Annotated in this window: 23 protein-coding genes; 5 read left to right on the top strand and 18 right to left on the bottom strand. The window is 67.3% G+C overall.

Annotated features, from left to right (window positions below):
- Nucleotides 1–8 precede the first annotated feature (8 nt).
- From G369_RS0105265 to G369_RS0105215, 11 genes are all read right to left on the bottom strand, one after another.
- Nucleotides 9–1,136, bottom strand: a complete 1,128-nt coding sequence (locus G369_RS0105265) for a DmpA family aminopeptidase (RefSeq protein WP_019652936.1) — start codon at nt 1,134–1,136, stop codon at nt 9–11.
- Nucleotides 1,137–1,153: 17 nt separating this feature from the next.
- Nucleotides 1,154–2,074 (bottom strand): glutathione ABC transporter permease GsiD, encoded by a 921-nt coding sequence (gsiD, locus tag G369_RS0105260; RefSeq protein ID WP_019652935.1) that lies wholly within the window; start codon nt 2,072–2,074, stop codon nt 1,154–1,156.
- A gap of 121 nt (nt 2,075–2,195) precedes the next feature.
- On the bottom strand, nt 2,196–3,116 hold the full coding sequence (gsiC, locus tag G369_RS0105255; protein WP_019652934.1) for a glutathione ABC transporter permease GsiC: 921 nt from the start codon (nt 3,114–3,116) through the stop codon (nt 2,196–2,198).
- Between the two features lie 125 nt (nt 3,117–3,241).
- Nucleotides 3,242–4,798: a glutathione ABC transporter substrate-binding protein GsiB gene (gsiB, locus tag G369_RS0105250; RefSeq protein WP_019652933.1), complete on the bottom strand. Its 1,557-nt coding sequence runs from the start codon at nt 4,796–4,798 to the stop codon at nt 3,242–3,244.
- 84 nt (nt 4,799–4,882) lie between these two features.
- A complete protein-coding gene (locus G369_RS0105245) occupies nt 4,883–6,760 on the bottom strand; it encodes a dipeptide ABC transporter ATP-binding protein (protein WP_019652932.1) in 1,878 nt (625 codons plus the stop codon).
- A gap of 29 nt (nt 6,761–6,789) precedes the next feature.
- Nucleotides 6,790–7,755 (bottom strand): isoaspartyl peptidase/L-asparaginase family protein, encoded by a 966-nt coding sequence (locus tag G369_RS0105240; protein WP_019652931.1) that lies wholly within the window; start codon nt 7,753–7,755, stop codon nt 6,790–6,792.
- Nucleotides 7,752–8,741 (bottom strand): MurR/RpiR family transcriptional regulator, encoded by a 990-nt coding sequence (locus tag G369_RS0105235; protein WP_019652930.1) that lies wholly within the window; start codon nt 8,739–8,741, stop codon nt 7,752–7,754. Before G369_RS0105235 ends, G369_RS0105240 begins: the two co-directional genes overlap by 4 nt.
- Before the next feature lie 272 nt (nt 8,742–9,013).
- Entirely contained in the window at nt 9,014–9,466 is a 453-nt protein-coding gene (locus G369_RS0105230; RefSeq protein WP_019652929.1) for a GNAT family N-acetyltransferase, read from the bottom strand.
- A complete protein-coding gene (locus G369_RS0105225; RefSeq protein WP_019652928.1) occupies nt 9,463–9,915 on the bottom strand; it encodes a GNAT family N-acetyltransferase in 453 nt (150 codons plus the stop codon). The genes G369_RS0105230 and G369_RS0105225 overlap by 4 nt, the downstream gene beginning before the upstream one ends.
- 88 nt (nt 9,916–10,003) lie before the next feature.
- Complete coding sequence (locus tag G369_RS0105220; protein WP_019652927.1) at nt 10,004–10,555, bottom strand: hypothetical protein; 552 nt, start codon at nt 10,553–10,555, stop codon at nt 10,004–10,006.
- Nucleotides 10,552–11,217 carry a peptidoglycan recognition protein family protein gene (locus G369_RS0105215; RefSeq protein WP_019652926.1) on the bottom strand — a complete coding sequence of 222 codons (666 nt, stop codon included), beginning with the start codon at nt 11,215–11,217 and terminating at the stop codon, nt 10,552–10,554. Before G369_RS0105215 ends, G369_RS0105220 begins: the two co-directional genes overlap by 4 nt.
- A 269-nt stretch (nt 11,218–11,486) precedes the next feature.
- Here G369_RS0105215 and G369_RS0105210 point away from each other — a divergent pair, with 269 nt between their 5' ends.
- The gene (locus G369_RS0105210) at nt 11,487–12,515 is read left to right on the top strand and encodes an aldo/keto reductase (RefSeq protein WP_019652925.1); all 1,029 of its coding nucleotides are present in this window, start codon (nt 11,487–11,489) and stop codon (nt 12,513–12,515) included.
- On the opposite strand, the gene G369_RS0105205 is transcribed toward G369_RS0105210, so the two are convergent.
- Nucleotides 12,512–13,423 (bottom strand): LysR substrate-binding domain-containing protein, encoded by a 912-nt coding sequence (locus tag G369_RS0105205; protein ID WP_019652924.1) that lies wholly within the window; start codon nt 13,421–13,423, stop codon nt 12,512–12,514. The two genes, G369_RS0105210 and G369_RS0105205, sit on opposite strands and share 4 nt — an antisense overlap.
- 57 nt (nt 13,424–13,480) lie before the next feature.
- On the opposite strand from G369_RS0105205, the gene G369_RS0105200 reads away from it, so the two are divergent.
- Nucleotides 13,481–14,653 carry an NAD(P)/FAD-dependent oxidoreductase gene (locus tag G369_RS0105200; RefSeq protein ID WP_020722958.1) on the top strand — a complete coding sequence of 391 codons (1,173 nt, stop codon included), beginning with the start codon at nt 13,481–13,483 and terminating at the stop codon, nt 14,651–14,653.
- A gap of 13 nt (nt 14,654–14,666) precedes the next feature.
- Here the strand turns inward: G369_RS0105200 and G369_RS0105195 are convergent, their stop codons facing one another.
- Together G369_RS0105195 and G369_RS37025 are read right to left on the bottom strand one after the other, a co-directional pair.
- The gene (locus G369_RS0105195) at nt 14,667–15,998 is read right to left on the bottom strand and encodes a DUF3443 family protein (protein ID WP_026346211.1); all 1,332 of its coding nucleotides are present in this window, start codon (nt 15,996–15,998) and stop codon (nt 14,667–14,669) included.
- 73 nt (nt 15,999–16,071) lie between these two features.
- The gene (locus G369_RS37025) at nt 16,072–16,626 is read right to left on the bottom strand and encodes a DUF2844 domain-containing protein (protein ID WP_019652921.1); all 555 of its coding nucleotides are present in this window, start codon (nt 16,624–16,626) and stop codon (nt 16,072–16,074) included.
- Nucleotides 16,627–16,796: 170 nt separating this feature from the next.
- Here G369_RS37025 and G369_RS0105185 point away from each other — a divergent pair, with 170 nt between their 5' ends.
- Nucleotides 16,797–17,804, top strand: coding sequence for a class I fructose-bisphosphate aldolase (locus tag G369_RS0105185; RefSeq protein ID WP_026346210.1), 1,008 nt, complete (start codon nt 16,797–16,799; stop codon nt 17,802–17,804).
- A 12-nt stretch (nt 17,805–17,816) separates the two neighbouring features.
- On the opposite strand, the gene msrA is transcribed toward G369_RS0105185, so the two are convergent.
- The 4 genes from msrA to G369_RS0105165 form a co-directional block, all read right to left on the bottom strand.
- Nucleotides 17,817–18,518: a peptide-methionine (S)-S-oxide reductase MsrA gene (gene msrA / locus G369_RS0105180; protein WP_019652919.1), complete on the bottom strand. Its 702-nt coding sequence runs from the start codon at nt 18,516–18,518 to the stop codon at nt 17,817–17,819.
- A 107-nt stretch (nt 18,519–18,625) separates the two neighbouring features.
- Nucleotides 18,626–18,877 carry a pentapeptide MXKDX repeat protein gene (locus G369_RS0105175; protein ID WP_019652918.1) on the bottom strand — a complete coding sequence of 84 codons (252 nt, stop codon included), beginning with the start codon at nt 18,875–18,877 and terminating at the stop codon, nt 18,626–18,628.
- A 104-nt stretch (nt 18,878–18,981) separates the two neighbouring features.
- Nucleotides 18,982–19,773, bottom strand: a complete 792-nt coding sequence (locus G369_RS0105170; protein WP_019652917.1) for a molybdopterin-dependent oxidoreductase — start codon at nt 19,771–19,773, stop codon at nt 18,982–18,984.
- Nucleotides 19,773–20,414, bottom strand: coding sequence for a cytochrome b/b6 domain-containing protein (locus G369_RS0105165; protein ID WP_019652916.1), 642 nt, complete (start codon nt 20,412–20,414; stop codon nt 19,773–19,775). Before G369_RS0105165 ends, G369_RS0105170 begins: the two co-directional genes overlap by 1 nt.
- Nucleotides 20,415–20,513: 99 nt before the next feature.
- On the opposite strand from G369_RS0105165, the gene G369_RS0105160 reads away from it, so the two are divergent.
- Both G369_RS0105160 and G369_RS0105155 read left to right on the top strand, forming a co-directional pair.
- Nucleotides 20,514–21,239, top strand: coding sequence for a response regulator transcription factor (locus G369_RS0105160; RefSeq protein WP_019652915.1), 726 nt, complete (start codon nt 20,514–20,516; stop codon nt 21,237–21,239).
- Nucleotides 21,236–22,732: a sensor histidine kinase gene (locus G369_RS0105155; RefSeq protein WP_019652914.1), complete on the top strand. Its 1,497-nt coding sequence runs from the start codon at nt 21,236–21,238 to the stop codon at nt 22,730–22,732. Before G369_RS0105160 ends, G369_RS0105155 begins: the two co-directional genes overlap by 4 nt.
- Nucleotides 22,733–22,814: the final 82 nt, after the last annotated feature.

The raw sequence follows: 22,814 nt of genomic DNA, 5'->3' as shown, positions 1-22,814 counted from the left end.
GTTCGTGTTCAGGCGTGGGTTGAGAAGAGGGCGGAGGCGGGCAGCACGTCGGACAGCGCCGCGCGGTGGTTGCCGTCGCGTCCGGTCACCGGCGAGGCGCGGCACAACGCATGGATGATCGCCTGTTCCGTGCTGTCGGCCGCGGCCTGGAAGAGGCCGTCGAGCAGCCCGTCGTGCAGCATCGCCACGGCCGGCATCGGCCGCTCGACGCTGCAGGGCACGGTGTAGGCGGTTGAAAAGGCCAGCACGATGTCGCCGCTGCCGTGCCCGAAGACAGAGCCCGTGCGCGCCAGCCCGGCACCGGCGCGCAGCGCGAGGCGGCGCAGCTGGCGCGCGTCGAGAGGGGCATCGGTGGCCACCACGATGATGATCGAGCCCTTCTCGGCCTCGTTCACCGCCGGCAGGCTGCGCTCGGCCTGCAGCGCGGCGAGCCGTTCGCCCACCGCATGTCCTGCCAGCAGCAGCTGCGGCTGGCGCCCGTAGTTGGCCAGCACCAGCGCGCCCACCGTGTGCAGGCCGCCGGTGCCGGCGTTCTTCTCGCCGCCCAGGCCGCCGCTGGTGCCGTCGTTGCGCGCCGACACCCGCCGGGACGCGCTGCCGATGCCGCCCTTGAGCTGGAAGCTCGACATGCCGCGCCCCGCGCCGACCGAGCCCTGTTCGAAGTCGACCCCGGTGTCGGTCAGCGCATGCAGGTAGTCGGCCTCGCTGACCGCCATGCGCTGGATGTCGTTGAGAAAGCCGTCGTTGCACTCGAACACCAGCGGATTGACCGTGGGCAGGGTGCGTCCGCACTCGGGGTTGTCGGCCACGCAGCGGCGGATCTGCGCCGCGGCCACCGTGCCGACCGAGAAGGTGTTGGTCAGCGCGATGGGCGTCTCCAGCACGCCGAGCTCTTCCACCTGCAGCAGCCCGACGCTCTTGCCGAAGCCGTTGAGCACCGCCGCGGCGGCGGGCACCTTGTCGCGGAAGAGGTCGCCCGCGTGCGGACGGATGACGGTCACGCCCGTCTGCACGGGCCCGTCGGCCAGCGTGCGGTGGCCGACGGTGACGCCTGCGACGTCGGTGATGGCGTTGCGTTCGCCCTGGAGCAGGCTGCCGATGAAAGGGAGGGAGACCTGCTGCTTGCTGGAAGACATTGCGAAGAAAGAGAGACTTACTGGCGGTCGATCTTCGGATCGAGCGCGTCGCGCAGCGCATCGCCCAGCAGGTTGAAGGCGAGCACGGTGAAGAAGATGGCCAGGCTGGGGAAGAGCGCCACGTGCGGCGAGGTCACCATGTCGGCGCGGGCCTCGCTGAGCATCGCGCCCCATTCGGGCGTCGGCGGCTGCGCGCCCATGCCCAGGAACGAGAGGCTGGCGGCCGTGATGATCGACGTGCCCACGCGCATCGAGAAATACACCACGATCGACGAGATGGTGCCCGGCAGGATGTGCCGCACGATGATGGTCCAGTCGGACGCGCCGATGCTGCGCTCGGCCTCGATGTAGGTCTGCTGCTTGAGCACCAGTGTGTTGCCGCGCACCAGGCGCGCGAAGGCCGGCACGCTGAACACCGACACCGCCACCACCACGTTGGTCATGCTGCTGCCCAGGATGGCGACCACGCCCAGCGCCAGCAGGATGCCGGGGAAGGCGAAGAGCACGTCCGAGACGCGCATCACGATGCGGTCCCACCAGCCTTCGTAGTAGCCCGCCAGCAGGCCGAATGCGGTGCCGATGATGCCGCCCAGTACCACCGACAGGAAGCCCGCCATCAGCGAGATGCGCGCGCCCATCAGGATGCGGCTGAAGATGTCGCGGCCCAGCGGATCGACGCCGAACCAGTGCGCGGCCGAGGGTCCGGTGTTCAGCATGTCGTAGTCGAAGAAGTTCTCCGGATCGAAAGGCACGATCCATGGCGCGAACACCGCGACGAACACCAGCAGCAGCACGAAGAGCGCGGCGACGATGCCCACCGGCTGCTTCTTGAAGCGGCGCCAGCATTCGCCCCAGGGCGTGCGGACCTTGCCGGCGGTTTGAACGGCCACGACCGGTGGCGCGATGGTTTCGGCAGGCGCGCCGGTAGCTTGAGTCATATCAGTCATGTGTTGCAGTTCCTTCGGGGAACACCGCGGAACCGGCTTTGCCGGGCCGCTGGTGTTGCCCCCTGCAAGGGGGTGGGCGAAGCGACACGAAGTGCGCGAAGCCTGGGGGTGGTCATTTGTACCGGATGGTCGGGTTGATGTAGCCGTAGAGCACGTCGACCACCAGGTTGATCAGGATGAATTCGAGCGAGAACAGCAGCACCAGCGTCTGGATGACGGGGTAGTCGCGCATCTGCACGGCATCGACCAGCAGGCGACCGAGGCCGGGCCAGTTGAACACCGCCTCCACCAGGATCGAGCCGCCCAGCAGGAAGCCGAACTGCAGGCCCATCATCGTCACCACCGGAATGAGCGCGTTGCGCAGGCAGTGCTTGATGATCACGGCGCGCTCGCGCACGCCCTTGGCGCGCGCAGTGCGCACGAAGTCTTCCTGGATCACCTCGACGAAGGAGGCCCGCGTGAAGCGCGCCATCACGGCCGCCACGGCCGCGCCCAGCGTGATCGAGGGCAGGATGTAGTGCTTCCAGCTGCTGGCGCCCACCGTGGGCAGCCATCCGAGCTGGACCGAGAAGATCTGCATCAGCAGCATGCCGAGCGCGAAGGCCGGAAACGAGATGCCGGACACGGCGAGCGTCATGCCCAGCCGGTCGGGCCACTTGTTGCGGTACACGGCCGAGACGATGCCGATGGCCATGCCGAAGATCACCGCCCACACCATGCTGGTGATGGTCAGCATCACCGTCGGGAAGAAGCGCTCGCCGATCTCGGTCGCCACCGGCCGCCGCGTGCGGATGGAGGTGCCGAAGTCGCCCTGCAGCATGTGGGAGAAGAAGCTCACGAACTGCTGCGGCAGCGGCTTGTCCAGCCCGAGCTCCGCGCGGACCATGGCCACGGTCTGCTCGTCGGCGTCCTGGCCGGCGGCGAGACGCGCCGGATCGCCGGGCAGCATGTGGACGAACAGGAACACCAGCACTGCCACGATGAGCAGCGTGGGGATCAGGCCCAACAGTCGTTTGAGAAAGTAATTCAGCATGGCATCACAAAACAGTCACCCTCATCAGGGAAACACCGCGGAACCGGCTCTGCCGGGCCGCGCGTGTTGCCCCCGGCGAGGGGGTTGGCGTAGCGACACGAAGTGCGCGCAGCCTGGGGGAGTACTCAGTTCGACACTGCGATCGTGTCGATGTTGATGTTGCCGTCAGGCATCACGAACACGCCCGACAGACGCTTGGCATGCGCCGACAGGTTCTGCTCGGTGACCATCGGCACGCGCGGCAGGTCCTTGCGGATCTCTTCCTGCGCGGTCTTGTACAGCGCGGCGCGTTCCTTCTCGTCCGTGGTCACCAGCGCCTTGGCCAGCGCGTTGTCGACGGTCTCGCTCTTGTAGAACGACATGTTGTTCAGCTTGGGAGCCCAGGCTTCCGAGGCGAACAGCGGGCGCAGGCCCCAGTCGGCTTCGCCGGTCGACGACGACCAGCCGGTGTAGTACATGCGGACCTTGGCCGTCTTCGGATCGGGCCATGCATCCACCTGCTCGGTACGCTGGCCCACTTCGAGCGCCTGCACCTGCAGCTTGATGCCGATCTGCGCAAGCTGCTGCTGCACGAACTGGATCGTCTTCTGCGCGGTCGTGTTGTTGTAGGCGCTCCACAGCACCGACTCGAAGCCGTCGGGGTAGCCGGCTTCCTTCATCAGTTCCTTGGCCTTTTTCAGGTCGTAGGGAATGGGGGCCATCTTCTCGGCGTACTTCACGCCCTGGGGCAGCACGCCCTGCGCGGGGAAGGCATAGCCGCCGAAGGCGACCTTGGCCAGCGCCTCCTTGTTGATGGCGTAGCCGATGGCCTCGCGCACCTTCGGGTTGTCGTAGGGCTTCTGCAGCATGTTGAATGCCAGGAAGCGCGTGATGATCGAGGGCGATGCCACCACTTCGAGCTTCTCGCTCTTCTTCAGCAGCTCGGCCTGCTCATAGGGAATCGGGTAGGCGAAGTCGGCCTCGCCGGTCTGCAGCATCGCGGCGCGCGTGTTGTTCTCGAGCACCGGCTTCCACGAGATGTTGTCGACCTTCGGATAGCCCTTCTTCCAGTAGCCGTCGAACTTCTTGGCCTTGACGGCTTCGGTCTGCTTCCATTCGACGAACTCGAAGGGGCCCGTGCCCACGGGGTGGAAGGCGATGTCCTTGTTGCCCCACTTCTTCAACGCGGTGGGCGAGATCATGGCGGCCGATGCGTGGGCCAGCGAGTTGATGAAGGGGCCGAAGGGCTCCTTCAGCGTGATGCGCACGGTGCTGGGGTTCACCACCTCGACCTTGCTCACGCGGTTGAACTGGTTGTAGCGCAGCAGCTTGTTGTCCTGGTTCAGCACGCGGTCGAGCGTGAACTTCACGGCGTCGGCGTTGAAGTCGGTGCCGTCGTGGAACTTCACGCCGGTGCGCAGCTTGATGGTGTAGACCAGGCCGTCCTTCGACACTTCGTAGCCCTCGGCCAGCACGTTCTGCACCTTCAGGTCCTTGTCGAACTGGAACAGGCCTTCATAGAAGGTCTTGGTCACGGCCGTGGTGATGGTGGTGTTGGTGTTGTACGGGTCCAGCGTTTCCGGCTGGTAGCCGATGGACAGCACCACGTCTTTCGCGGCCAGTGCCGTGCCCGAGGCGGCCAGCGCGGCCAGGCCCAGCAATGCGGATGCCCATCGCAGGGAGGAAGATGCTTGTTGCGTCATGGAAGAACTCCAGTCGGTTCGAGGAAAAAAGCAGGAGGGCCTGCGGGTTGAGAAAAATGAACGAGGAAAGAAAAGGGGCGCGGGTCAGAACGCGCCGCCGATGGCGTGCCGCGCAACGAAGTGACCCGGCGCGACCTGCACCAGCGGCGGCACCTCGGGCTCGTCGCCCACCGCGCGGATCGGGCTGGGAATCTCGCCTTCGAGCAGGGCGCGCGGCTTGTGGCGGCGCGACGGATCGGCCACCGGCACTGCCGACATCAGCTTGCGGGTGTAGGGGTGCTGCGGCGCCTCGAACACTGCGCGGCGCGGGCCGATCTCGACGATCTGGCCCAGGTACATCACCGCCACGCGGTGGCTGATGCGCTCCACCACCGCCATGTCGTGCGAGATGAAGAGGAAAGCCACGCCCAGCTCGCGCTGCAGGTCGAGCATCAGGTTGACGATCTGCGCCTGGATGGACACGTCCAGCGCCGACACCGATTCGTCGGCCACCACCACCTTGGGGTTGAGCGCGAGCGCCCGCGCAATGGCGATGCGCTGGCGCTGGCCGCCTGAGAACTCGTGCGGATAGCGCTGTGCCGCCTCGGGCGGCAGGCCCACCTTCTGCAGCAGCCAGTCGACGCGCTGCTGCGCCTCGGCGCCGCTGGCGATCTTGTGGATCAGCAGCGGCTCCATGATCGAGAAGCCCACCGTCACGCGCGGATCGAGCGAGGCGAACGGATCCTGGAAGATGAACTGGATGTTGCGGCGCAGCGCCTGCAGCTCGCGCGTGGGCAGCTCGCGGATGTTCTTGCCGCCGAACTCGATGGCGCCGCTCTGGCTCTCGACCAGGCGCAGCAGCGAGCGGCCGGTGGTCGACTTGCCGCAGCCCGACTCGCCGACCAGCGCCAGCGTCTCGCCGGGGTACAGGTCGAAGCTGATCTTCTCCACCGCATGCACGCGGCGCTTCACGCGGCCGAAGAGGCCGCTGCGCACGTCGAAGCGGGTGACGAGGTCCCGCACGCGCAGGATCGGGCCGGCGTCGGCGCGCACCGTGTCCTGCGGGGTGGCCTGGTGGGGCGCCGCGGCGTCGGCGCTGGCCTCGGTGCGCAGCAATTCGAACTTGGCCGGCAGGTCGGTGCCCTGCATCGCGCCCAGCTTGGGCACGGCCGAAAGCAGAGCGCGGGTGTAGGGGTGCTGCGGCGCGGCGAACACGTTGTCGGAGACGCCTTCTTCCACCTTGTCGCCGCGGAACATCACCAGCACGCGGTCGGCGATCTCGGCCACCACGCCCATGTCGTGCGTGATGAACAGCACGCCCATGTGCATCTCCTTCTGCAGCTCGCGGATGAGCTGGAGGATCTGTGCCTGGATGGTCACGTCCAGCGCGGTGGTGGGCTCGTCGGCGATCAGCAGCTGCGGCTTGCACGACAGCGCCATCGCGATCATCACGCGCTGGCGCATGCCGCCCGAGAGCTGATGCGGGTAGCGGTCGAGCACGTTGCGCGCCTCGGGAATGCGCACCAGCTCCAGCATGCGCAGGGCTTCGGCGCGCGCGGCCGCGTCGCTCTTGCCCTGGTGGATGCGGATGGCCTCGGCGATCTGGTCGCCGGCCGTGAACACCGGGTTCAGCGACGTCATCGGCTCCTGGAAGATCATCGCGATGTCCGCGCCGCGGATGTTGCGCATGGCACTGTCGCGCGCCTGCGCGAGGTCGAGCACCTCGCCGTTGCGGCGGCGGAACATCATGCTGCCGTTCAGGATGCGGCCGCCGCCGTGCTCCACCAGGCGCATCAGCGCCAACGAGGTCACCGACTTGCCCGAACCCGATTCGCCCACCACCGCGAGCGTTTCGCCGTGGTCGACGTGGAATGACAGCTTCTTCACGGCATCGACCGTGCGCTCGGAAGTCGAGAAGCGAACGGTGAGGTCGTCGACGGCGAGAACGCGGCCGTCCGGCAGGGCGAGGGCAGGGGTGGACATGGGAATGCGAGAAAAAAGGGGCTGCTGCGTCAGGCGAAGATGGCAGTCTTCGGCGCTTCGTTGCCGCGCGCGTGGCCGCGGTACATGCCTTCGCTGTTGAAGGCCAGGCTCAGGTTGCCGTGGCGGTCCACGGCGATCAGCCCGCCGGAGCCGCCGATGGCCGGCAGCGACTGCTGCACCACGGCGTGCGTGGCGGCTTCGAGCGTCGCGCCGCCGTAGGCCATGCGCGCGCAGACGTCGTAGGCCGCGGCGACGCGGATGAACATCTCGCCGCTGCCGGTACACGACACGGCGGCCGTGCGGTCGTCGGCGTAGGTGCCGGCGCCGATGAGCGGCGAGTCGCCGATGCGGCCCACGCGCTTGTTGGTCATGCCCCCGGTAGAGGTGGCCGCGGCCAGATGGCCGTGCATGTCGAGCGCGACCGCGCCGACGGTGCCGAACTTCTTGTCCTCGTCGAGCGGCGAGGATGCGGTCATCGAGGCGCCTTCATGGTCCGTCACCACGCGGCCCGTGCCGCGCACGCGGTAGAGCTGCTGGCGACGTGCCTCGGTGGAGAAGAACGAGGGCTCGACCATCTCCAGCCCGCGTTCGCGAGCGAAGGCCTCGGCACCCGCGCCGGCCAGCAGTACATGGGCGCCGTCTTCGAGCACGGCGCGCGCGGCCCGCACCGGGCGGCGGATGTGGCACACGCCCGCGATGGCGCCGGCGGCGAGCGTGGCGCCATCCATCACGGCGGCATCGAGCTCATGCGTCTCGTCGTGCGTGAACACTGCACCGTGGCCGGCGTTGAAGAGCGGGCACTCCTCGAGCATCTCCACCGCGAGGCAGGTGGCGTCCAGCGCGGATGCGCCCTTGAGCAGCATCGCCTGCGCAGCGGCCACGATGCTCTTCAATGCATCGTGATAGGCCTGCGCCTGTTCCGCGCTCGTCGTCGCGGCGCTGATGGTGCCGGCGCCGCCATGGATGGCGATCACGGGCACGTGAGTCTGGATCATCGGGAAGCTTTCTTCTTTCTCTTGCCGGCGCCGGTCGCGGCGGAGGCATCTGTCGTTGTCTTGTCCTGCCCGGCGGCGCCCGTGTCGAGGCCGTTGATGCGGGGCAGCCCGTTGGCCCCATGCAGCCACGGTCGCACCGCGTGCAGGATGCGGCCGGCCGAGTGCACCGGGTCGGGCGCGCGCAGCGCCACCGCGCTGGTCAGCGCCTCGATCAGCGCGAGCACGCTGGTCTCGCAGTTCGGGCGGTAGCTGGTCTCGGTCTGGCAGAAGAGCGCCACGTCGGCCAGCGGCGCCAGCGGCGAGCTGGGGCGGTCGGTGAGGGCGATCACGGCGCAGCCCTGGCTGCGCGCGATCTGCGCGAGCGAAATGGTGTCCGTCAGGTAGCGCGGAAAGGTCAGGCCGATGAACACGTCCTGCGGCCCTGCGTGCATCAGCGTGCGCGCCGCATGCGTGACGCCGCTCACGCTGGAGAGCATGCGCACGTCGCTGCAGCTGCCGTCCAGCCCGTGCTGCAGCAGCCCCGCGAGCCACGCGCTCGCGCCGAAGCCGCCGATGTACACCGAGCGCGCCTTGCCGATGCGCTCCACCGCGGCTTCGCATGCGGCGTAGTCCAGCGTCTGGCGGGTCGCGTCGATGTTGCGGCGGCTCTCGTCGAGCGCGGTGGCGAACACCTCGGCCACCGTGGTCGGCCGCTCCAGATTGCCGCGCAGACGCTCGACCGGCGCCACCAGCGGCTCGAAGCCGCGCACGAGCTCGGCCCGGAAGGCGGCGTAGCCATCGAAATCCAGCGCCCGCGCAAAGCGGTTGGCTGTGGCCACCGAGACGCCCACCACCGCTGCCAGCTCATCGATGGGCAGCGTGGCGACCTGCAGCGGATGCTCCAGTACGTAGTCGGCCACCTGCCGGTGCGAGCGAGACAGCCGTGGCAAAGCCTGCGCGATGCGCTGAGCCACGGTGGTGCCTGGGGAGTCGAAAGTGGTGCTCATGGAGGGTGCGATGCGCCCGAAAGTGTGCGTTTTTTGAAAACCGGTTTACAAATATAAGTCAGAGAAGAAAATTTTCTGTCATTTTTGATCGTGGTTGCAAGGAGCGGGCCAGCGAAAAAAGGGCTTTGGGGAGGCTGCGCGCGCGCTGTTTCATTCGCGGAAGGCTTGCGCAGGCGCTTCGCGGAAGAGCTTCTAGGTGTTTCCCCTGATGCAGCGGGATTGCGCCTGTCGGCGCGCGGGGCGACGGATGACCAGCGCCTTGCGCGGTCGTGCTATGAGGGGAAATATTCGAGGACTTCGTCGCCCGCAGCGTCGACAGCGCCCGTGGGCTTCCAGCCCAGATGCCGGTAGAACCCGTACGACCGGACCTCGGGGTCGGACGAACAGCCCAGAAAGAGTCTGTTGAACCCCGATGCCCTGAACTCGTCGACCATCAGGTCCAGCAGACGCTTGCCAAGGCCCATCCCCTCGAAGGCTGGCAAGAGCGCCAGCACCACGATTTCGCCTGTGTCGCGGTCGCCGAAGCAATAGCCGGCGAGTTCGCCGTCCACAGTGCAGACGTAACCCGGCAGCGAGCCGTCAGCGATGCCCGCGCCCCAACTCGCGAACGTGATCCCGAGGGCTGCGAGCTGATCGACCGTGAAGGCGTTTTCCCTGGTCTTGCCTCGCAACTCGATGCAGCCCGCCGTATCTGCTGGCACTGCCTTGCGAAAGACGATGTTCACGCTGCCGTCTTCTGCATGAACACGCTCAGCGGGTCATCCGGGTAGCTCCCGAACGGTCCGCGCCGCACATAGCCCGCGCGCGCATAGAACGACAGTGCCTCCGGCTGGCTCACGCCCGTTTCCAGCCTGAACATCGCGCAGCCACGCGCCATCGCTTCGCCTTCAAGGAAGCCCAGCACTTTCGCCGCGACACCTTGCCCCCGGTTCTCGGGGCGCACATACATGCGCTTTAGCTCGCCGAACTCCGGCTCCATGACGATGGCACCGCAGCCGATGGCCGTGCCCTCGCCATCGCGGGCGACGGCGAACAGCACGTTCGGCGCCGACAGCGCCGCGATGTCGATGCCGTAGTGGCACTCGGGCGGGTAGAGCGGCTTCTGGTAGGCGTCGAGGTCGTCGATGAGCTGGATGACGTCGGGTTGGGCGGGGCTTTCGAGGGAGATTCGCATCGGGCGATGGTATCCAGCCGACGGGCGGTTGATTGGGAGTGTGGGGCGAAAGAAAACCCGCCGAAGCGGGTTGGGTGGAGAACAAGGGTCAGCGGCTCGCCCTCAATGTCTTCAGGCGACGTTCTGCTTCACCCGGCGGAATTTTTCCTTCCGCCTCCAACTTCTTGAGCCTTCGCTCATCGGCTCGATATAGCGCGTCTTTCAGAAGCTTCATCTTGCGCTCCCTGCAAGGGTCGCATTCGTAGAAGCCCGCAGGACTTGCCGTGACTTTCATTCCGGTGTCGTACTCTGCGGTGGTGATTCGCCCGGTGGGCTCAATGCCCATGGCCAGAATCTTTCCATTCTTGAACGTCACCAGCACACTGCCCTTGCATCCAGTGGTGTCGGTGTTTTCAGGGGCATAGGCACTCCATGAAACCCTGCGCATATGAAGCAGGGCGTAGCGGACGTCCTCTTCCGTTAGCACGACATCGTCGCAATCCAGGAAATCCTTGTCTTCCCAGGCCGTTCGGCGCGACGGCTCCGTGATCTCGATCTTTTGCACGTAAGCGAGGGGATATCGCCGGTCGGCCGCCTCTGCTACAGCTATTCCTGTCGCCACGATCAAGGTCGTGACGATGAGGGAGTTGAACTTGTTCATGGCTTTGGTACGGGCAGATTCCAGTTTGCGCCCTGGGCTTCGGTCTTGTTCTTGCTGCTGACCAAGGGATGGCGGAATACCTCGGTGTGAGGCATTTGCATCGAGTCCTCAAGTACGCTTACCAGCCATGAGAGCGCTTGATTTTGCGCGGCGGTCGGCGTGTCGAATATGCCGTACTCGCCTCGCAGTTTGTCAAGGGACCAATGTCGTTCTTCCGGGATGGGCCGGAATCCAGCGGGCAGTCTTGCCCTGCCAACCATCTCGATTCCGATGGCTTCCATGTTGCCTGGATAGCGCTCATGCGGCGCCTTGCGCATTTCAATGCGATGAATCGCCGTGGCTCCAGCCTTTGCCGGAAAGTCCCGCGGGGTGCATTTGCCTGTTATCAGACACCTCGCCTTCAACGGCCCCACATGATTCGTCCTCTGATAAATCGCCGCCGTCTGATAGATCGTCCCATCCTTGTCGATGAGAAAGTGCGCTCCATTGGCCTTGGGGTTCCTGTAGCTGTTCAGCGATGACTCCAGCGTTTCGGCATCGGTCTGGTGCACGACGATGCCGGTGATGGCGGCGGTGCGTTTCCCTCGTTCGATCTGCGGACTGCGCGCATGCCGCACACGCGCGTGACTGATCATTCCGTGTTTGTCGATTTCGACAAGCATGGGTTTTCCTCCCTGAAGATTCGTTGTTTATCTGCTCTGCAGAAGCCGTGTCTCGCGCAACGGATGAGCGCGGGGCCACGGCCTCGCGGCGCATGCTAAAGGCTTAAAAGTGAACTGGGTGATGACTTCGTCAACCATTTGTGGCCCGTTGCGCAAACCCCGTCCGCGCGCAAGGTTGAGCGCGCCATCAAACAATGGCCGCGCGGCAGACTGACCGGTCTGCCGTACCTTCTTCATCCCGAATTCCTCAAGCACCAAGGAGCAGCACTTTGGAATACCGTCATCTGGGCAAATCCGGCCTCAAGGTCCCCGTGTTGAGTTTTGGCACCGGCACCTTCGGGGGCAAGGGCGAGTTCTTCAGCGCGTGGGGCAGCACCGACGTGGCCGAGGCGCGCAAGCTCATCGACATCTGCCTCGAAGCGGGCGTGAACATGTTCGACAGCGCCGACATCTACTCGGCCGGCGCGGCCGAGTCGGTACTCGGCGAGGCGATCAAGGGCAGGCCGCGCGACGGGCTGCTGATCTCCACCAAGGCCACCTTCCGCAGCGGTGAGGGGCCGAACGACGTGGGTTCGTCGCGCCATCACCTCGTGAAGGCCGTCGATGCCTCGCTCAAGCGACTGGGCACCGACTACATCGACCTGTTCCAGCTCCACGGTTTCGATGCGAGCACGCCGGTGGAGGAGACGCTGGGCACGCTCGATGACCTGGTGCGCGCTGGCAAGCTGCGCTACATCGGCGTGTCGAACTTCTCCGGCTGGCACCTGATGAAGTCGCTGGCCGTGTCGGACCGGTACGGCCTCGCGCGCTACGTCGCGAACCAGGCCTACTACTCGCTGGTCGGCCGCGACTACGAGTGGGAGCTGATGCCGCTGGGCATCGACCAGGGCGTGGGCGCGGTGGTGTGGAGCCCGCTGGGCTGGGGCCGGCTCACGGGCAAGATCCGCCGCGGACAGCCGCTGCCCGCCAACAGCCGGCTGCACGTGACGGCCGACATGGGCCCTCCCGTGCCCGACGAGCTGCTGTACCGCGTGGTCGATGCGCTGGAGAAGGTCGGCGCCGAAGTCGGCAAGACGGTGCCGCAGGTGGCGCTCAACTGGCTGCTGCAGCGCCCAACCGTGTCCAGCGTGGTGATCGGCGCTCGCGACGAGGCGCAGCTGCGGCAGAACCTCGGCGCGGTGGGCTGGAACCTCACGCCCGCGCAGGTTGCCGAGCTCGACGCGGCCAGCGCGACGACGCGGGCCTATCCCTACTGGCACCAGCAGGGCTTCCTGGAGCGCAACCCGAACCCGGTCTAGGCTTTCTTGCCGGGTGAGGCGGGCGTCAGCCCGAGCACCCAGCGCTTGAAGTCTTCCAGTGCCCCGGAGGCCGGCCGGCCCTCGGGGTACGCGAAGTAGTAGCCCTGGCGCACGTCCAGGTGCCGGTCGACCGGGATCACGAGTTCGCCCGTGCGCAACTCATGCTCGATCAGGATGCGCGGCGCCAGGCCCACGCCCATGCCGGCCGCGGTGGCAGCCACCACCATGGTGAAGAGCTCGTAGCGCGGACCGCGCGAGGCGTGCACCGTGTACTCCCAGCCTTGCTGCGCATACCAGTCGCGCCATGCGTGGGCGCGCGTGCTCAGGTGCACGTGGCGGCAGCGCTCGAGACCGGCTTCATCCCACGGCCCATGCGCATCGCGGAAAGCGGGGCTGCAGATGGGCACCATCTCGCCTTCGGAAAAGATCAGCCCGCCGCGCGTGTTCGGCCAGAACTGGTCGCCGAAGTAGATGGCCGCGTCGTAGGCGTTCTCCTGGAAGGAAAAAGGCTGCGAGCGTGCCGACAGGTTCACCGTGATGTTCGGATGCAGCCGGCTGAACTCCGGCAGCCGCGGTATGAGCCACTGCGTGGCGAAGGTGGGCACCACGGCCAGTTCCAGCACGAAGCCCATCTCGTGGCCGGCGCTGATCTCCAGCGTGTCGCGGCGGATCTGGTCGAGGTGGCGGCGGATGCGCGCCGCGTACTCCCGGCCCGTGTCGGTGAGCGTGAGGCGGCGCCGCACGCGCGAGAACAGCGGCACGCCCAGGCGCTGCTCCAGCATGGCCACCTGCCGGCCGACTGCGCTCTGCGTGAGCGCCAGTTCGCTCGCCGCGCGCGTGAAGCTGCCCAGCCGTGCCGACGCCTCGAAGGCCTGCAGCGCGCCGAGGTTGGGGATGTCTTTTCTCATCGGCGCTATTCTGCGTGCGTGCGGTCGAGCAACAAAGATGACAAGGAAAGGCAAGTCATGCGCCGTGTGGTGATCGTCGGAGGCGGGGCCATCGGCTCGGCCATCGCCTACTTCCTGACCCGCGACTCCGACGGGGAGCGCTTCGAGGTCGTGGTGGTCGAGCGCGACTTCTCGTACGGGCAGGCATCGTCGGCGCTGTCGGCGAGCTCGATCCGACAGCAGTTCTCCACCGCCATCAACATCCGGATGTCGCTCTACGGCATCGACTTCCTGCGCCATCTCGGCCAGACCCTGCGCGTGGGCGACGAGGTGCCCGAGATCGGCCTCGTCGAACCCGGCTACCTCTACCTGGCCTCGCAGGCCGGTGCCGACGTGCTGCGCGAGAACCATGCGATGCAGAAGGCGCACGCGGTGCACGTGGCCCTGCTCACGCCCGATGAGCTGAAGGCGCGCTTTCCCTGGATATCGACCGAAGGCATCGCGCTCGCCTCGCTCGGCCTGTCGGGCGAGGGCTGGTACGACGGCTACAGCCTGCTGCAGGCCTTCCGCAGGAAGGCGGTCTCGCAGGGCGTGCGCTACGTGCAGGCGCAGGCGACGGGGCTGCGCCGCGACGGGCGCAGCCTGACCGGCGTGCAGCTCGACGACGGCGAGACGCTGGACGCCGACGTCGTCGTCAACGCCGCGGGCGCCTGGGCCGCCAAGGTCGCGCAATGGGCCGGCATCGACCTGCCGGTGCGCGGCCGCCGCCGCAGCGTGTTCAGCTTCTCATGTCCGCAGGCACTGCCCGGATGTCCGCTGGTGATCGACACATCCGGCATCTGGCTGCGGCCCGAGGGCCGCCAGTTCATCTGCGGCTTCGCGCCTCCCGAAGACCGGGACCATGATGACGCGCCGCTCGAAGTCGAATACGAAGCCTTCGACGGTTTCATCTGGCCCGCGCTGGCCGAGCGCGTACCTGCCTTCGAGGCCATCCGCATGACAGGCGCCTGGGCCGGCTACTACGAGATGAACCTGTTCGACCACAACGCCATCCTCGGCCTGCACCCCGACTGCGACAACCTCTACTTCGCCAACGGCTTCTCCGGCCACGGGCTGCAGCAGTGCCCGGCGGCGGGGCGCGGCATCGCGGAGCTGATCCGCTTCGGCGAGTACTGCAGCCTCGATCTGTCCCCGGTGTCCTTCGCGCGGATCCTCGAGAACAGGCCGCTGCTCGAGAAGAACGTGATCTAGGCCGGGATTTTCTTCAGGGCGTTGCCAGCGCGGTGAACGGCCCCTGCTGGCCGAGCGCCGATTGCCCCTCGTTGAGGACGGCCACCAGCCTGCCGTAAAAGAAGGGAAGGCCGAAGTCGATCGCGCTCGTTCCGGAGCTTGCGGCGGCGATGTTGTCGACCGCCACGACGCCCGGGTTGCTGGTGAAGAGCGACTGCGCGCTCGCGATCGCGAAGCTCTGGCTCAGGGCCGGGCCTGTCGCCGTGGTGAAGCTGGCGTTGAGCGCCAGTGTGCTTGGAGGGCAGTAGAAGCCCTTGAACGAGCCGCTGCTCTCGCACTGGGCGATCGTGAAATCGTTGAGGAAGAAGAAGTTCGATCCGCTGTCCAGGAAGCTGTCGGGAAAGCTGGCGTTCTTGTAGCTGACCGAAACGCTGAGCGTGCGCGAGTCGGTCTTCAGCACCGTGGCGCCGGTCATGGCGTTGTTGCCTTGCGTCGCCACGCCGAAGTAGAGCGTGCCGACGGTCACGCCCTGTCCGGCCGACGAGATCGCCGGCAGGCCGAGCACGACGCCGTTGTTGTCCTGCGCGAAACTGGCGACCACGTTCTGGGCCTGCATCGCGAGTGGGACCGTCGTGCCCTGGCACGATGCGCCGGCGGCGCAGGTGTAGTAGGTGGCGGGGATGACCCTCTGTGCGCATGCCGGGCCGCAGTCTTGAAGCGCTGCGGCGACGCCGATGATGCCGTTCGTGCCGAGTTTGTCGGGCGTGTTCTCGGGCTGCAGCGTGTTGTTGTCCGAGCATGCGGCGGGCACGGTGCCGGAGCTCGGGTCTCCCACGACCTGCAGCGGCTGCGCGCTGGCGGACTTCGGCCCGAGCGTGACGTCGGCGACACGCATCGTTCCCCATGTGTAGCCATCGAGGAACTGGGCGCAGGCGTTCAGTGGCGCTCCGTTCACGGCTTCCTGGGGCAGGGCCGACTTCATCGCCGAGTTCAGCGCATCGGCGGCAATGCGGATGCCGGTGGAGCCGGTGTCGACAAGCACGTTGTCGATGGTCTGGCAGGTGCCGGTTCCCGGGGCGCAGAGCTTGATGCTCACCTGCGGCAGGTTGACGCCGCTCGAATCGGTGCCGTTGGACACGGTGAGCGGCATCGAATTCTGCGAACTCGACGCCGCGGCGGAAGGGGCCGTGCCGGGCGTCGGAGCAGGGGCCGTGGCTGCCGCCGGCGTGGTGCCGCCAGCGGCCGGGGCCGAAGTGGGCAAGAGCCCGATCGGCAGTGCGCCGCCGCCACCTCCGCCGCCACCCCCACCGCAGGCGGCGAGGCCCAGCAGGCTCGCGGCACAAGCCACGGCGCGAAGGAGGTTCATGGCACCGGCTGTGCGCGGGCTGCCTGCTTGTCGTGAGTCCATGGGCACGAAGGGCGAAGATGAGTTGAAACGATCAGGAGCCTTGCGCGATGGCCAGCGAGTCGGGATCGACACCCGCGGGCAGCATCCGTGGCAGCCAGGCGACGCCGGTCGACAACCGCTGGTGCGACGAGGCGTGGACCGCGAAGGTCTGGTCCGCCTGCGAGGTCGTGGCGTGAGAGCCCCTGCCCAGTTGGCGCTGCGCGCGGGCGTTGTCGGCCATCTGCCTGGCGTAGCGCGTGCCCAACAGCACCGAGAGTTCCGGCCGGCGCGGCCCGCGCCATGCGACGGCGAACACCGTGCCGTCGGCCGTCAGGTACTCGCGCTGGACCATGCCATCGTCGGACGTGGTTTCCCGTGTGCTCCAGCCCGCGGCGGATTCCGTCCTGGCCGCAGCACCGGTCGCCTCGGAAGCGGCCGCCTTGTGCGACACGGCGTCGATGCGCTGGCTCGGCGCCAGCGTGGGAGCGCCGCCCAGTTCCGCGAACGCGATGGGCGTTGCGAACACGGACGCGGCCAGCGCCAGGGCCGCCACCATCGATGGCATCTTGGCGTCGCGCGCATGGCGCTCTCGTGATCCGCGTTCCATTCAGTTTCCTTTCCGTCCCGACCGCGAAGAGGTTACTGCCCGCATGCTGCGCCTCCATAAAGACCGAGCCGGCCGCACAGGCTGTGCCGCCAAGTCGGCCAGCGATCAGGTTCGCGGTGTTAACGAGTGAGCGGAGCGGGCGTACCATGCCCGCCAGAGAGGTGCCCAGCATGACCGAACGAACCCTGATCGACACCGCCCGCGCGCTCGTCGCGCACGACAAGGGCCTGCTCGCGATGGACGAGAGCAACGCCACCTGCAACAAGCGCTTCGCCGCGCTCGGCATACCGCAGACCGAAGCTGCGAGGCGCGACTGGCGCGAGCTGATCGTCACCGCGCCGGGCCTGGCCGACAGCATCTCGGGCGCGATCCTGTTCGACGAGACGATCCGGCAGAAGACCAACGCAGGCCAGCCCTTCGCTAAGGCGCTGGCCGACGCCGGCATCATCCCCGGCATCAAGGTCGACATGGGCGCCAAGCCGCTGGCGGGACACCCTGGCGAGACCGTCACGGAAGGACTCGACGGCCTGCGCGAGCGCCTTGCCGAATACGCCGCGATGGGCGCGCGCTTCGCCAAGTGGCGCGGCGTGATCGCCATCGGCGACGGCCTGCCGAGCCGAGCCTGCATTCGCGTCAACGCACATGCACTGGCGCGCTATGCCGCCCTGTGCCAGGAGGCCGGGCTGGTGCCCATCGTCGAACCCGAGGTGCTGATGGACGGCGGCCACTCGCTCGCGCGCTGCGCCGAGGTCACCGAGGAGGTGCTGCACCGAACTTTCGTCGAACTGCGTGCGCAGGGCGTGCTGCTCGAAGGCATGCTGCTGAAGCCCAACATGGTGCTGCCGGGCCTGAAGGCCGGCGTGCAGGATTCCGTCGAGGCCGTGGCCGAGGCGACTGTGCAGTGCCTGCTGCGGACCGTGCCGGCCGTGGTGCCCGGCGTGGCGTTTCTCTCGGGCGGCCAGCCGGCGCAGCTGGCGTCGGCGCGGCTCGACGAAATGAACCGCCGCTACAGGTCGCGCCTGCCATGGGCGCTGACCTTCTCTTTCTCTCGCGCGGTGCAGCAGCCGGCGCTCGACGCGTGGAAGGGCGACGCGGCCAATGTGGCGGCCGCCCAGCAGGCGCTGGTGGAGCGCACCAGCGCCAACCGGGCCGCGCGCCGTGGCGAATACAAGGAGTAGCCAGGCGTCCGCTCAGCCGGCCTTGGCCGCCTTCACCAGCGAAGGCGTGGCCTTGTAGCTTTCGGGGAAGAGCTTCTTCAGGTCGTCGATCTTCGGCATGTCGTTGATCGCGATGTAGGGCTGGCTCGGGTGCAGTGTCAGGTAGTCCTGGTGGTAGTCCTCGGCCGCGTAGAAGGGCTTCGACAGTTCGACGGTGGTGGCCAGCGGCTTGCCGAAGGTCTTCGCCTGGTTGAGCTGCGCGATGTAGGCGCTGGCGACGCGGGCCTGTTCGGCGTTCTCGGCGAACACCGTGGAGCGGTACTGGGTGCCGGTGTCCGGGCCCTGGCGGTTGAGCTCGGTGGGGTCGTGCGCCACGGAGAAGTAGATCTGCAGCAGCTTGCCGTAGCTGATCTGCTGCGGGTCGTAGGTGATGCGCACCGACTCGGCATGGCCCGTGCGGCCCGAGCCGACTTCGTCGTAGCGCGCCGTCTTCGCCTCGCCGCCGGCATAGCCCGAGACGGCGTTGCTCACGCCCTTGACGCGCTGGAACACGCCCTGCACGCCCCAGAAGCACCCGCCGGCGAACACGGCGGTTTCGGTCTTCGCGCCTGGCGCCGCGACCAGGTCGGCGGTGGGGGCGGGCACGCGGCGGGCGGTTTCGGCGAACGACGGCACCGCATGCCAGACCAGGGCGGCGGCGGCCAGCGTGCCGGCGGTGAGTGCGAGGGATTTCATGGGAATTCCTTGGGGAACGGGATTGGCTTCGGCCGGTGGAGCGGCCCACGCGACATTGACGCCGAATCCGTCGGACGTCAATGGCGCTTGCGAGGTGCCTTGCGGGCTTACTTCTTCATCTCGTCCTTGCCCATGGCGTCCTTCTTCATGGCGTCCTTGGACATGGAATCCTTCGCCATCGAATCCTTCTTCATGCCGTCCTTCGACATGGAATCCTTGGCCATCGAGTCCTTCTTCATTGCGTCCTTGGACATCGAGTCCTTGGCCATGCCGTCCTTGGCCATTTCGTCGGCGGCAAAGGCCGAGGCGCCGGCGAAGGCCATGCAGGTGGCGAGCAGGGTTGCGGTGAGCTTGTTCATTTGGCGTCTTCCTGAGTGAGTTGAGGTTGGGTTTTCAATGTCGGCTCGGTCCCTGTGGAACTCCGCCTTTCGCTTTCTTCGGCAGTCGAGCGGCTGGCGGCCCCTCAGCTCCCTCCGAACCAGTTGTAGCCCTGGTCTTCCCAGTAGCCACCGGAATAGGTGTTGGTGACGAACATCGCCTTGATGTGCTTCGGGTTCTTGTAGCCAAGCTTGGTCGGCATGCGCAGCTTCATCGGAAAGCCGTACTTCGGCGGCAGCGGCTGGCCGTCGTAGCTCAGCGCGAGCAGCGTCTGCGGGTGCAGCGCGGTGGGCATGTCAATGCTGGTGTAGTAGTCGTCCGCGCACTTGAAGCCGACGTACTTCGCCGTCAGGTCGGCGCCGATGTGGCGCAGGAAGTCGGCAAAGCGCACGCCGCCCCACCTGCCGATGGCGCTCCAGCCCTCCACGCAGATGTGCCGCGTGATCTGCTCCTGCTGCGGCATGGCGCGCAGCTCGGCCAGCGTCCAGGCGTGCCGGTCGGCGACCATGCCGGTCACTTCCAGCTTGTAGCTGGCCTCGTCGACCTCGCGGACCTCGTCCTCGCCGTAGTAGGCGTTGAACGGGAAGGGGCGCGTGATCTCGGCCTCGGTGTACGTGGGTGCGAGCTGCGTCGGGCTGAAGATCAGGCCCTGCACCTTGTCGTTGAGACGCGAGATCTTCGTGAGCGCGGCTTCCACCTGCGCGTTGTCGCTGATGCTGCAGCCGGTGAGAAGCGACAGGCCGCCGAGGGTGAGCGAGCGACGCAGGAACACGCGGCGCGAGGGCTCGTCGAGCTTCTTCGAGATCAGCGTGCGGGCTTCGCGCAGCACGGCGTCGCCGTCGATGCCGCTCAGGGTGGGGGCTTTGAAGATTTTCATCAGGCTTTGGCCGCGCGACCGCGGATCATGGTGAGGAGCGTGCGGGGCACCAGGGCCACCATCACGAGGTGCACGACGACGAAGCCGACGATCGCTGCCATGCCGAAGAAGTGCACGCGGCGGGCCGACTCGTAGCCGCCCATCAGCTCGCGCAGCACCGGGAACTGCACCGACTTCCACAGCACCAGGCCCGAGAGCACGATCACGATCAGGTCGAGCATCACGAACAGGTAGGCCAGCTTCTGCACGTTGTTGTATTGGCGCGGGTCGGCGTGTGAGAGCTTGCCCTTCAGGGCGGCCAGGGCGTCGCGCCAGACCCCGGCCGGCGTCAGCGGAAAGAACTTCGCGGCCAGCCGCCCGGTGGCGATGTTCATGAACAGGTAGAACAGGCCGTTGGCCACCAGCAGCCACATCGCGGCGAAATGCCACTGCAGGGCGCCGCCGAGCCAGCCGCCGAGCGTCACCACGGTCGGGATGTTGAAGGGGAAGAAGGGCGCCGCGTCATAGATGCGCCAGCCGCTGGTCACCAGGATCACCACGGCCAGGGCGTTGAGCCAGTGCGAGATGCGCATCCACAGCGGGTGGACCGGCCCGGCTTCGGCCGTTGCGGAGATGGGGGCGGTGGCTGTCGTGCTGTTCATGGAGCGGATTCTTGGGCGCACCCCATGGCCGATTCATCACGCAAAGTTCAATTAATCGTGATAACTCCGCCGGCCGGTTGGCGGGACAATGGCGCCACCATGGACACTCCCAAGCGCGTGCTGATCGTCGAGGACGACGCCCACATTGCCGAGCTGCTGCGCATGCACCTGCGCGACGAGGGCTACGCCATCGAGCATGCCGCCGACGGCCATGCCGGCCTTCGCGAGCTGGAGCGCGGCAACTGGGACGCGCTGGTGCTCGACCTGATGCTGCCCGGCATCGACGGCCTCGAGATCTGCCGCCGAGCCCGCGCGATGACGCGATACACGCCGATCATCATCATCAGCGCCCGATCCAGCGAGGTGCACCGCATCCTCGGGCTGGAGCTGGGGGCCGACGACTACCTTGCCAAGCCTTTCTCGGTGCTGGAGCTGGTGGCGCGGGTGAAGGCGCTGCTGCGGCGTACCGACGCGATGGCGCGCAACGCGCGCATGGACTCGGGCAGCCTCACGCTGGGCAACCTCGACATCGAGCCGCTGTCGCGCGAGGTTCGGGTGGACGGCAAGCCGGTCGAACTCACGCCGCGCGAGTTCGACCTGCTGTACTTCTTCGCGCGCAACCCCGGCAAGGTGTTCTCTCGGCTCGATCTGCTCAACCAGGTCTGGGGCTACCAGCACGACGGCTACGAGCACACCGTCAACACCCACATCAACCGGCTGCGCACCAAGGTGGAGGCCGATCCGGCGCAGCCGAAGCGCATCCTCACCGTGTGGGGGCGCGGCTACAAGCTCTCGGGCACCGGCAGCGCGGAGGAGGCCGCATGACGATGGCCTGGGCCACGCTCTCGCGGCGGCTCTCGGCCGTGTTCGCGGTGCTGCTGCTGGTGTGCTGCGGCGCATCGGTGTGGCTGCAGGTGCGCTCCAACGGCATGCACGAGCAGGAAGTCGTCCAGCGCCTGTCGCTCGGGCTGGCGGCGCACATCGCCGAGAACTCCGAACTCATGAAGCCCGGCGGGCTCGACCAGGCGGCGGTGAAGGACCTGTTCGACAAGCTGATGGCCGTCAACCCCAGCGTGGAGGTCTACCTGCTCGGACTGGACGGCCGCATCGAGGCGCAGGCCGCGCCGCCCGGGCACCTGAAGCGCGACAGGGTCGACCTGGGGCCCATCCGCAAGCTGCTGTCGGGCGCGCCGCTGCCGATCGCGGGGGACGATCCTCGCAGCCCGAACGGCGCGAAGGTGTTCAGCGCCGCGCCGCTGCAGATGGGCGGTCGCGACGCCGGCTACGTCTACGTGGTGCTGCAGGGCGAGGACCACGACGCGCTGGTCGCCAATGTGGCGGCCGACAACGTGCTGCGCACCACGCTGTGGACGATGGGTCTGGTTTCTCTGCTCGGTCTGCTGGCGGGGCTGGCGGCGTTCCGCCTCATCACGCGGCCGCTGCGCGAGCTCACCGCGGCGGTGAAGCGCTTCGAGAGCGAGGGCATCGCATCGCTCGAAGGCGAGGCGCCCACGCTGGAGCGGCTTTCGCATGGCAGCGACGAGATCGCCCAGCTCGGCCAGGCCTTCGCGCAGATGACGCGCCGCATCGCCGAGCAATGGCGCGAGCTGACCTTGCAGGACCAGCAGCGCCGCGAACTTTTCGCCAACATCTCGCACGACCTGCGCACGCCGCTGACCTCGCTGCACGGTTACCTCGAGACGCTGCTGCTCAAGGCCGGCACGCTCGACGAGGCGGAGCGGCGCCGCTACCTCGAGATCGCGCTCGGCCAGAGCCGCAAGGTGGGCCGGCTGGCGCAGGAGGCCTTCGAGCTGGCGCGGCTCGAATACGGCGTGGTCAAGCCCGAGAAGGAAAGCTTCGCGCTCGCCGACCTGGTGCAGGACGTGTTCCAGAAGTTCGAGCTGGCGGCGGAGGCCAGGCACCAGCGCCTGAAGCCCGACATCGCGCCGGGCCTGCCGGTGGTGTCGGCCGATCTCGGCATGATCGAGCGCGTGCTGACCAACCTGCTGGACAACGCCATCCGCCACACCCCCGAGGGCGGCGAGATCGTGGTGCAGCTGCGCGCCGAGAACGGCGGCGTGACCGTGCAGGTGAGCGACACCGGCCCCGGCATTCCTGGCGAGCTTCAGAAGGCGATCTTCACGCGCCCGGTGTTCATGAGCGGCTCGCGATCCGAAGGCACGGCCAGCAGCGGCGGGCTGGGCCTCGTGATCGTCAAGCGCATCCTGCAGCTGCACGGCAGCGACATACGGCTGGTGGAGCAGCCCGACAAGGGCGCGGTGTTCCGCTTCCAGCTCGGTGGCGCGGCAGCGGGCTGAAGGCTCTTCCCGGGTCTGGGCGCGCGAGGAGGTCGATGCTAAAAGAGCGGTGCGACCGACCCTCGATACAAGGAGACAGCCC

Origin of the sequence: Variovorax atrisoli 110B, assembly GCF_000382045.1 — a bacterium.
Lineage (GTDB): Bacteria > Pseudomonadota > Gammaproteobacteria > Burkholderiales > Burkholderiaceae_C > Variovorax > Variovorax atrisoli.
This window is presented reverse-complemented; position numbering and strand designations above follow the sequence as displayed.